This window comes from Streptomyces sp. NPDC000878, from assembly GCF_053599695.1.
In genome coordinates this window covers 1-9,433 of sequence record NZ_JBSFMT010000143.1, presented here as the reverse complement: position 1 = coordinate 9,433, position 9,433 = coordinate 1, and the positions used below count along the sequence as shown (strand labels likewise).

14 protein-coding genes are annotated in these 9,433 nt (G+C 67.4%); 7 read left to right on the top strand and 7 right to left on the bottom strand.

Features of this window, described 5'->3' with window-relative positions; all coding sequences use genetic code 11:
* The first annotated feature begins 67 nt into the window (after positions 1–67).
* Positions 68–217 (top strand): hypothetical protein, encoded by a 150-nt coding sequence (locus ACWDR4_RS49140; protein WP_450418614.1) that lies wholly within the window; start codon positions 68–70, stop codon positions 215–217.
* A 16-nt stretch (positions 218–233) separates the two neighbouring features.
* Here ACWDR4_RS49140 and ACWDR4_RS49135 read toward each other — a convergent pair whose 3' ends face one another.
* Positions 234–779, bottom strand: coding sequence for a hypothetical protein (locus ACWDR4_RS49135; RefSeq protein WP_450418613.1), 546 nt, complete (start codon positions 777–779; stop codon positions 234–236).
* A 917-nt stretch (positions 780–1,696) separates the two neighbouring features.
* Here ACWDR4_RS49135 and ACWDR4_RS49130 point away from each other — a divergent pair.
* The 5 genes from ACWDR4_RS49130 (at position 1,697) to ACWDR4_RS49110 (ending at position 4,220) form a co-directional block, all read left to right on the top strand.
* On the top strand, positions 1,697–1,825 hold the full coding sequence (locus tag ACWDR4_RS49130; protein WP_450418611.1) for a hypothetical protein: 129 nt from the start codon (positions 1,697–1,699) through the stop codon (positions 1,823–1,825).
* Between the two features lie 396 nt (positions 1,826–2,221).
* A complete protein-coding gene (locus ACWDR4_RS49125; protein WP_450418610.1) occupies positions 2,222–2,431 on the top strand; it encodes a hypothetical protein in 210 nt (69 codons plus the stop codon).
* Positions 2,432–2,537: 106 nt separating this feature from the next.
* Positions 2,538–3,452, top strand: a complete 915-nt coding sequence (locus ACWDR4_RS49120; RefSeq protein ID WP_450418609.1) for a restriction endonuclease — start codon at positions 2,538–2,540, stop codon at positions 3,450–3,452.
* A 290-nt stretch (positions 3,453–3,742) separates the two neighbouring features.
* Entirely contained in the window at positions 3,743–3,973 is a 231-nt protein-coding gene (locus ACWDR4_RS49115; RefSeq protein ID WP_450418608.1) for a hypothetical protein, read from the top strand.
* Complete coding sequence (locus ACWDR4_RS49110) at positions 3,963–4,220, top strand: hypothetical protein (RefSeq protein WP_450418607.1); 258 nt, start codon at positions 3,963–3,965, stop codon at positions 4,218–4,220. The genes ACWDR4_RS49115 and ACWDR4_RS49110 overlap by 11 nt, the downstream gene beginning before the upstream one ends.
* A gap of 214 nt (positions 4,221–4,434) precedes the next feature.
* Here ACWDR4_RS49110 and ACWDR4_RS49105 read toward each other — a convergent pair whose 3' ends face one another.
* The 4 genes from ACWDR4_RS49105 to ACWDR4_RS49090 form a co-directional block, all read right to left on the bottom strand.
* Positions 4,435–4,812 carry a hypothetical protein gene (locus tag ACWDR4_RS49105; RefSeq protein WP_450418605.1) on the bottom strand — a complete coding sequence of 126 codons (378 nt, stop codon included), beginning with the start codon at positions 4,810–4,812 and terminating at the stop codon, positions 4,435–4,437.
* A 31-nt stretch (positions 4,813–4,843) separates the two neighbouring features.
* Positions 4,844–5,191, bottom strand: coding sequence for a hypothetical protein (locus ACWDR4_RS49100; RefSeq protein WP_450418604.1), 348 nt, complete (start codon positions 5,189–5,191; stop codon positions 4,844–4,846).
* A gap of 32 nt (positions 5,192–5,223) precedes the next feature.
* Positions 5,224–5,703 carry a hypothetical protein gene (locus tag ACWDR4_RS49095; protein WP_450418602.1) on the bottom strand — a complete coding sequence of 160 codons (480 nt, stop codon included), beginning with the start codon at positions 5,701–5,703 and terminating at the stop codon, positions 5,224–5,226.
* A 282-nt stretch (positions 5,704–5,985) separates the two neighbouring features.
* A complete protein-coding gene (locus tag ACWDR4_RS49090) occupies positions 5,986–6,246 on the bottom strand; it encodes a hypothetical protein (RefSeq protein ID WP_450418600.1) in 261 nt (86 codons plus the stop codon).
* 113 nt (positions 6,247–6,359) lie between these two features.
* Here ACWDR4_RS49090 and ACWDR4_RS49085 point away from each other — a divergent pair, with 113 nt between their 5' ends.
* Positions 6,360–7,040, top strand: a complete 681-nt coding sequence (locus tag ACWDR4_RS49085) for a hypothetical protein (protein ID WP_450418598.1) — start codon at positions 6,360–6,362, stop codon at positions 7,038–7,040.
* A 245-nt stretch (positions 7,041–7,285) separates the two neighbouring features.
* Here ACWDR4_RS49085 and ACWDR4_RS49080 read toward each other — a convergent pair whose 3' ends face one another.
* Positions 7,286–7,759: a helix-turn-helix domain-containing protein gene (locus tag ACWDR4_RS49080; RefSeq protein WP_450418597.1), complete on the bottom strand. Its 474-nt coding sequence runs from the start codon at positions 7,757–7,759 to the stop codon at positions 7,286–7,288.
* A complete protein-coding gene (locus ACWDR4_RS49075) occupies positions 7,756–8,514 on the bottom strand; it encodes a hypothetical protein (RefSeq protein ID WP_450418596.1) in 759 nt (252 codons plus the stop codon). Before ACWDR4_RS49075 ends, ACWDR4_RS49080 begins: the two co-directional genes overlap by 4 nt.
* Positions 8,515–9,433: the final 919 nt, after the last annotated feature.

Below are 9,433 nucleotides of genomic sequence, written 5' to 3'. Positions count from 1 at the left end.
TGGAGTCATTTCTCACCTACAAAATCAGGTCCCCCAGGCGCCGGGTGGAGTCAGAACTGACCTACAAGTGGAGTCCACCGTCACCTACGAAGCCAACGTTGAGTACGTACAGCTCCTGACCGAGACCTCCGGGATCGTCGTGCCTGCCGACAAGGTCACCCACGTCCTGCGCGACTGGCCGGACCTGCGTCCCGAAGCCCCCACCGTCTGGCCCTGACACGGACCACGCCCGGTCAGCCGGCCGGTCCGGCCGGTTCTCCGCGCAGCAGGTCGGGGCGGGTGTCAGCGAGGGCGAAGGCCCGCTGGAGACCGGGCACGAGGACGTCGTCGATGCGGTAGCGCCGTGCTCGTTCGTCCCGCTGCAGGAGCGGGCCGGCGTCGTCCGGGCCGACCCGACCCTGCACCGCCTTGACACTGGTCAGGCTCCCGCCGATCCGCGAGATGGGGATCGGATGCGTCGAGTGGTGGGCGAAGTGCTGCTGGACGTCGTCGTACGAGGCCGTGCCGCCCAACTCGGTGATCCGCCGCAGCACCGCCCGGGCCCCGGGCATCAGCGCCGCAATCAGCTGGAACAGCATCTGGTCCGTCCAGCCGTCGGCGAGGTCCTGCGGGCCGGGGCGCGGGTCCACGGCGGGTGCGTCCGGCCAGGCGGCAGGGGCGCCCGGACGCAGCCCGTAGGCGGCCTGGACGGCGGCGATCGCCTGCTCGTAGGTGTCCGTCTCGGTGTCGATCGTCAGCCGCACGACGCCCCCTCCCGTGATGATGTGCTCGCTGCCCATCCTTCCCGGCTCCCGGCGTCCGCTGTCCACAGGGGACCGGCCCGACCCTGCCGGTATGGATGATCAGCACACCAGCCCGGCGTCGGCCACGCTCCGGCGCAAGCTCTTCGACGGCCTCGGACGGGCCGAACGGGCCTTCTTCACGCGTCCCGCGCCGAAATCCGCGCGAGCCCAGATAAAATTCCTCCTCACGCGTGCCAAGGGCTCCACGACGGCCGTAGCCGAGTGGCTGGGCGTCTCCCGCCGTGCAATGCCAGGCCACATCGTCGGCGTCGCCATGCGGCCACAAAAAGCGCCTCCAGTCGGCTCTAGAGAAGGCCGAGGCGCAGTGGAAACCACAGGTCAGGGTGCAGTCCAGGCAACACGCGGCAAGCACCGGGGACTCGTCATCTCCTGCTGGGCGGCCTTCGGGTTCACCGCGAACGGCACGTCGGAGGGCAGCTGTCTGCGGGACATCATCACGGCGTCTCCCTCTTGCGCGCCGATCAGATCCTCGGGCGAAGGAAGGCCACAGCGACGGACGAAGATCTGCAACCGCTGCTCTCATAGACCATCAGCGAGTCGCATTTCTGAGAGGGCGGCACCCTGGTGAGCGGTCCTGAACGTCGAATTCAAGGGCGCCGACTGGCTGCTGGATGCCTCGATTTAGCAGCAGTGAATTGAGGTGCCGAGATAAATCAGTTTCCATTTACACCCAGTGTCTTGCATACCCCCAGGGGAAACGAGAACGACATACCTACTGGTTCCACTACGAACCGGTCACGAACTCTCGACAGACCAATGTGAGAGGGGCCACCCTGTCTTTCACCCAGCTCGCACCTCACACGTGAAGGTACGAGCTCGTACCTTCACGGCGCGGAGGCCGAACTTCCGTACCGGAATGGCCTCCTGACAGGAGGCCAGAGGGGAGACAGGTCTTGAAGCCGCTTGGTTGGCTGAAGGACCGGTGGCAGAGCTACGTACGACCGCACATCTCTTCGGAGAGAATCTCCGCGGGCTGCGAGGTGTTCCTCGTGACCGTGTGGATCTGGGAGAACTGGCTCTGAAAGGGGAGAGCCCCAGCTGAGACGTCAGCCAGGGCTCACCACACTGGGCAGCGGTCCTGTCCTCGCAGTCCACCGGGTGGAGCCGGCGGGAGGGCGGGGCCTCTGTCGTATCGCAGATTCGCGTGTTGGCATGCTGACACACTTGGGCTCTTCAGGGCTACCACGCCCCCCTCGATCACAAGCTGCTTCGCCCCTGTTGCGCAGGCAGTCGCGCGTGTCTGCCCGCACCCGTCGTGAGGCAGACGTATTTCCGCCCAGCGAGTCCCGCCCGCGGCGCAGTGTCCTGGGGGCCGGTCGACTGGGCGAGGGTCGGCCGCCCTCGAGGAAGCCGATCTGCAGCAGCACCTGGCCGACGACGACCGCGGCCCGGCCGAACTCGCTGAGTGGACGCGCATCGTGCAACTGCTCGCCACCACCGGCGGCGCGTACGACCCGGACGCCGACGCCGTGGTCCAGGACGAGCAGGCGGCCGACGCCGAACGTGAGCGCGCCAAGCAGCTGGAGGAGGAGAAGCGCCTCCAGGAGGAGGAAGCCGAAGCCGCCCGCCGCGCCGCCCTCGCCCCGACGTCTTGCGCCGCTGCGCACCCTCGCTCGTACCAGCCGTAGACCGGCTGTGTCCTTGCCGACCCGAAGCCGTCGGCGACTCATCGTGTTCCTCGCCCGGTGAAACTGATCTGCGAGCACTGTCAGTGGGATCTGTAATCGTGCCGGTGTGAACACTGCCTTCGCTTCTCAACCAGCCATCCTGTGGCTGATGCCGGTCATGCTTTTAGCCTCAGCGGCAGCCGGGTGGTTGCTGGCGGCAAGGCGGCACGGACGGTTGCCGGTCTCCACCATTCAATGCCAGCGTGCCTGCTGCTCTCCGGCTCGCGTTGACGGACTCGACCATCGCGAGTTCGAGTACCTCATCCGCGATCTGATGATCCGTGACGGTGCGGACAAGGTCAGGAGGGTGGGAGGAGCAGGCGACAACGGAGCTGATGTCGTGGCGCTGAGCCCCGTCGGCCACCGCTGGGTTGTTCAGTGCAAGCACCGCAAGCAAGGGCTCGCTGGCGCCCCCGTAGGTGTCCGAGAGTTCCAGATCCTCAACGGCACGGGGCGTCCTGTACACAAGGGCGATGTAGTCGTCATGGTCACCAACGGTGCGGTCACCGGCAGGGCCCGCAACTTTGCGCAGGACCAGAACCTTCACATCATCGACCGCTACCTGCTGGAGGACTGGATGGAAACTGGGCGTCCTGTATGGGAGGTACTCGGAATTACCGGCCAGACCTGCACGCCCAGCACAGCGGCTACGCCCCAGACACTTGCGTCGCACGACGTGTCTGGTACCGATCCGGATAGCGGGCCCGACCGGCAGGAGACTACGTACACCCTCGTCGAAGCCTACGAGGCGGGCATCGTGCCCTGGAAGCCAGCCACGATGCGCCAGTACCTCGTTCGTTCCCAGCGCCGTGGTATCCCTCTGCCAAGGAGCATGTGGGATGGACAAGCACACCACTACTCCGAAGAGCAGTTGCGCACGTGGCTTAGGAATTGGCGGGCCAAGGCGGGTTCGAAGAGCAGGGTCCATGCACTTCGTTCTGAACGCGCGGGCGCCGCTGATACCGAACTAATGAGCGAGTGACTTCAAACGGCATCACGGCCGCGGTCGGGAAGGTCCTGCCAGCATCCCGACCTGATCCGCCGGCGGGACCCAGCTGCCGCACGAAGCTGGGTCCATGTGGGTTCCTGGGTTCTGGGTCCAGTTGGATCCCCGGATCTGTGTCATCAACCCACTGTTTTCCCAGGTCGTCGTGACCATCTGTGTCACTGTTCAGCTGTGTCATCGGGTGGGTTTCGTCCGTACCGCAGACCGGTGCCACGTCCCGGCGATACCGTGAGGACACACGCCATATGACGCCCCAGGAGCCCTCGATGAGCCAGGAGCCGGCCGCCGCGCCCGACCGCCAGCCGCTCGATGACACCGCCGCCACCTCGGTCCGCAAGTACGCGGCCGACCAGCGCGCGCGGGTCGACGTCCTCGCCTCCGTACTGGAGGACATCGCCGCCAACGGCTACCCCTCGCCGGAGTCCGGCGTGCCGTGGGAGGTCGCCCGCGACGCCCACCTCGCCCACCTCGCCGACGGGGAGCCCCGTGTCGCCTGAGCACGGCGCGCGGCGCTCCCGCGTCATCCTGGTGGAGCCCGCGCTCACCCAGCTGGGGAAGCTCACCGCGTCCGAGACGCACCGCCTGGACCGCGCGATCGTCGCGATCAGCGTCAACCCGGCCCTCGGCACCGCGGTGCCCGGCACCCTGCTGCGCGACTACGTGGACGAGATCGACGGGGTACGCGTGATCTTCTATGTGACGGCTCTGGGGTCGATCACCATCGTGGCGTACGTTGAGGCGTAGGAGCCTCCCGAGCACCTGTGTGCAGCGCCCCGGATCTTGTTGGTCCGGGGCGCTGCTGCTTTTGCTGCTCGGTGCAGTGCCGGTTGCAGTGGAGGCCGTTGCTCGGTGTTGTTCGGGTGCTGCTCGGTGGGTGGCTGGGGTGCTGTTCTTGTTGCTGGAGAGCGATGACATTTCCGCCCTCGGGCCAGGCGGCACAGGGGCGCTGCTGCTCGGGTCAGCCGGTGTCGCCGGTGGCCCACTTCTCCAGGGCGCTGGGAGGCTCCTTGAGGACGAGCTTGCGGCGGGACTGAGCCGTCGCCCGGGTTACGCCCATCGCCTTGCCCAGAGCGCCGTGGGAGCCGCTCTGCGCGTCGTACTGGCGCACCTGGGCATTCCTCGCGGCCTTGAGCCGCTCCAGGAGCCCGCTGGTGCCCTCGATGGCGGCGGCGAGGTCGTCGGCGCCCGCCCCGCCGGTGCGCAGCAGGGCGATCCCGTGCAGGGCGCTGCCGAACAGCGTGGCGAGCAGCTGGGCGTCGTCGCCCAGCGCCTGGGCATCGCCGACGGCGAGCGCGATCGTGAGGTCCTGGACGTCGTCGGTGGGCTCGGTGCTCAACGCGTTCTCCCTCCTGGTCGTGGTCATGGTTCTACAGCCAGCGGAACAGGTCGCGGACCTGTGAGGCCGCGCCGGACAGGTTGTCGGAGTCCAGCCGCGTGTCGAAGTCGTACGGGTCGGCGGCCTCGTCCATGACGTCCTCGGACGCGGCCTGCAAGACGTCCGCGAACCGCTCGTGGACCGCCGCCTCCTTCAGGGCCTCGATGACACTCTCCTGGCTCGCGGTGCCCCGCTTGATGGCGTCGGCGAGCAGCCCCAGCGCGGCAGCCGCGGCCGGCGCCAGGTACGCGAGCTCGCTGTCCTCCTGGCCCCGGTCGGCACTGGTCTCGATGGCCGTGATGTCGACGGCCTTCACGATCTCCGTGGACGTGCGCTCCATGACGGACTCTCCTCTCGGCTTGGCGGGCAGGGTCAGGCGGCGCGCATGTAGCGGGCGGCGACGTCGACGAACAGGTCGTGGGCGACCTTGGCGGCCTCGCGGGCCTCGGTCAGCTCGCTGGTGCTGGTGTACGCCTGCCGTATCGCGTAGGTCAGCGTGATCATCGTGACGGCAGCCTCGCGGACCTCCTGGTCCTCGATGAGGACGCGCAGCGCCACGAGCGGGCGGGTGATCCCGGAGCGAGTCATGTGGCTCTCGCCGCGCAACGCCTCGATCCGCTCGGAGGGGGCCTCCTTCAGTACGGCGTCGCCCCTCATCCACATCGCCCGGCGGTGGTCGCTGACGGCGCAGGCTAAATCCGTGACGGCCCCCAGGCAGTCGCGGCGGACCGCCTCGCCGCGGCTCGCCTGCACCGACCGTTCGGCGGACCGCTCCTGGAAGCGCCCGGACACGATCGCGCCCAGCAGAGTGCCGACGACGGCGATGGCGGTGGTGACGAGTGCGATGACCACGGGTCCTCCCGAGTAGCTGTATGACTTTCAATACATGTATTGAAAGTCATACAGCGGGAGGGTGCAAGGAGGTCACTCATGATTCTTTTGACCCGCCCCGTGGCCTGCGCGTTTCCCGCCCGCGGGAACGGTGTGCACGGATCCGGCACACCCTGCCCGCACACGAAAGCGGCGCCGCACCCTCGTTCGGAGGGGGCGGCGCCGCTGATGTCGTGTCACCCGGCCGGGCGGCCGGCCAGATCATCCACCACCGCCCTCCGACACAGCATCGTGGACGCATGCTCAGCCAATTCCACTGCCATCGATCCCAGACCGGAGACTCACCATCGGCCAGCGCCCGGGAGTCGACGCGTTCGCCGAACATCCGGTACGGGCGCAGCCTGATCCAGGTGATCTCGATGTAGACAACTGCTCGCTGGTGGCGTACGCGTCGCGCATCGCGTACGTCAGCGTGATCATCTCGTCAGCCGCGGCGCGCACCGCCTGGTCCTCGATGAGCACCCGCAGCACGACCAGCGGGCGGGTGACGGCGGACCGGGGCATGTGGCTCTCACCACGCAGTGCCCCGATCCACTCGGGGCCGGCCTTCAACCCCCGTTGCGTGCACGACAGGAATACGCAGAACTATGAACCGGCGCGCACGGCAAGATCCCCTTATGGATCCAGCAGTCATCGCCGCAATCATCACCACCCCGACGGCCGTCATCGTTGCCGCAGCCGCATACGCGGCCGGACGGGCCCAAGCGCGAGGCGCGCACCACGGGCCGATCGACGCGGTACGTCGGCAGCACCAGCGCGACGCGTACGCCGATCTCACCCGAACTGCCTGGTCCTATTTGGGAAGCACCGGGCTGGTGAAGCACTTGGTGGAACAAGTGAATCGTGCCCGTCCGAACGAAGATGAGCTGACTCCGGAGGCCAATGTTCGTTTGTGGGCAGTCTGGGACCGCACAAGCCTCAGCAGAGACGATTTGGCTAGTGCCCTGGCTCCCGCCGACATCCCGCGACCCATCGACCGCGCCCTGAGGTGGCTCGAAAGGGTGTCACCGACCTGGCAGCAGGACATCCACGACGCCAACAAGATTGACGACGTGGCGCATGCCGAGTCCGTGGTCGCGCTCGAAGGTCCTGACCATCTCGCGGAGCTGGCCGAACGGCTCAAGCGCCGGGCCCTCGCAGTTCAGCACTGCTGGTCCGCGGCGGCACTCGTCCCCTTCAAGCCGCTCCCGCCACAGGCGAGGGAGCCCGAGGTTCCCCCCGACAAAATGCTCATGGACCTGAAGGAAGCCATTCAGGAGTTCACCCAGGCTGCGCGAGCCCACCTCAACACCCACTAGCACTCCGGGGGAGGACCCCCCCCGTGTTACCCACCCTCGTCACCGCCACCCACACACGAAAGCGGCGCCGCGCCCCTGCCGGAGGGGCACGACGCCGAACGAGGTCGGTCACGGGCTGTTTGGCCCTGCGCCGGTGGATCTTTGTCCACCCAGACGGGGATCTCTGGTGTCGGCGTCGACACCGCGCACGCAATCGGCGCTGCGCCCGGAGGTGCAGCGCCGATGTCCGTACGAGGCCGGTGCGGTCAGCCGACGGCGTGCAGCGAGCCGCGGCGCTTGCCCGCGGCGGCCTTCTTGGCGGCGGCGAGGGCGGCCCGCTTCTTGCGCTGTTCGGCGAGCTGGTCCTGGTAGGCGGCGACGGCCTTGTGGTAGTTCGCCACGTAGCCCTTGTGGTCCAGGCGGTCGGCCTTGGGCATCGCCTTGACGGCGGCTTCGGCGTCCTCGGGGGAGGCGTGGCCGGCCAGCATCGGGTTGATCTGGTAGACGCCGTTGCGGACTTTCTTGACGAGCTTGGCCAACTCCAGCTCCCGCAGTGCGGCGTTCACGCTGGGGCGGCTGAGCCTGAGCAGTTCACCGAGGGTGGCCTGGTCGATGTTGATGAGGCCGCCGGCCTCACTGCGTCCCCGGAGCTTGAGCAGCGCGCGGTAGGCGGCGGGCGGCAGGTCCAGGTCGGCGAGAAGGCTGTCGGCGTTGGTCGCCGCCCACTTCAAGGTGCTCACTGGGCTGTTCCCTCCTCCTGGCGCTGGGCACGGGCCAACCGGCGTTCAGCGCGTTCTTCGGCCCGCTTCTTGCGCAGTTCCTCGATCGCCTCGCGCATGTGCTCCAGCGACGGGAACCGCACCAGCTGCGGCAGGCTCTCATCCTTGCGGATCTTCGCGATCGTCTTGTCCTGGTCGACCTGCCGGTACTCGGCTTCGACCAGTTCGGTGCCCGGGATGAACTCAGCTACACGGTACGAGTAGGGCGGGTTGAACTGGTAGACGCCCCGGCGCACCTTGAAGACGATGCCGTGCGACATGACTTCCCCGAGGGCCTCGTTGATCTTCCCCCGGTGCACGTCCAGGACCGTCGACATCTCCTCCTGGGTCAGACGGATCTGCCCGCCGGCCTTCTGGCAGGCGATCATCAGAAGGATCACCCGCAGCGGCAGAGCCTCACGGAAGTACTGCGCGATCAGGAAGAAGAACTCCAGCGAGTCCATGGAGAACGCCTTGGGGCGCTCCGGGGTGTCGTAGAACTCCATCGGCTTGCGCTCGCTGCTGAGCGAGACCTTGCGCCGCGGGTAGCGGCGAGCCAACGAGTCGAGATCCTCAACCGGCTCAACCGGCTTGGACCACGCCTGGATCTCATCATCAAGGGGCAGCTCCGGACGCGGCCGCGCGCGCTTCGGTGCGGGACGGCGGCGCTGTGGCTCGGGTGACACGAGGCTGCTCTCCACTTCGCTGATCTTGGACGGCAGAAGTATGTCAGCCACGCCGACATTTATGTCGGTCTCGCTGACGTTCCGGCGTGTTGTGTCCCCCCAGGGGGGACAGATCTCCCCCCTGCGCGCTCCGGCGGACCGCCCGACGGGACGCTCCCGGGAATGTCAGCCGCGCCGACGTTTTGAGCCCCAAACTGTCGACCTGCCTGACATTCCGCCGCCGATGTGACTCCTCAGGAGGTACATACCGACGGCGATGTGTACCGGCTGAGGCGACAGATCACCGAAAGTGCACAGCCCTGACCAGCGGGTTCTTGGTTCCGGTAAGTATTAGGTGGCTGAGGTCGCCGCGAACCGCGGCGGCAAGCACCTCGGGCGCCACCGTCAGCGGCCGGCACTCGCGTCCATGACCTGGCTCAGGCGGCTTCGCGCGCTGCCCCGTCGACCAGCTGCGGACCGTAGGCGGCACCAGCGGCTCTGAGTCTCGGGTGGTGCCGGCCGTGACGGACAAGCAGCAGCAAGGAGGGGCTGAGGCCGGAGCTCGGTTCCGCCGTCCGGCCCGGGGGGCCGTTTGGCTCCCGTACCTCCGCACGCCAAATTCCGAATTCCGCATATCTGAGCTTCCTTTCTTTGGCTAAGGCAAGTCCAGCGAAGCGAGTTTTTAGCCTGGGCGTTAGTCGAACTCCAATGGAAACCAGCAACCGGAATGCGCGGGGCCATTTTTCGCGCGGGTGGTGCGGTCTACCGAGTCCAGAGTCTATCTAGTGCTTCAAAGTGAAGCACTCTCGCCAACCGGGCTTCACCCGAACGAGTCACCGCCTCCGGGTCCCGCTATCGGCCCGCCCCCCCGTCACCTCCCGTTCCTGCTCCCAGGATCGGCCCGCACTCGCGTTCCCGCTCGCCCCCTCCCCTCACTGCTGCCGCTTTTCCTCACGGTTCCCCGTGGGGCGTGGACTGTTGGGGCTGGAGC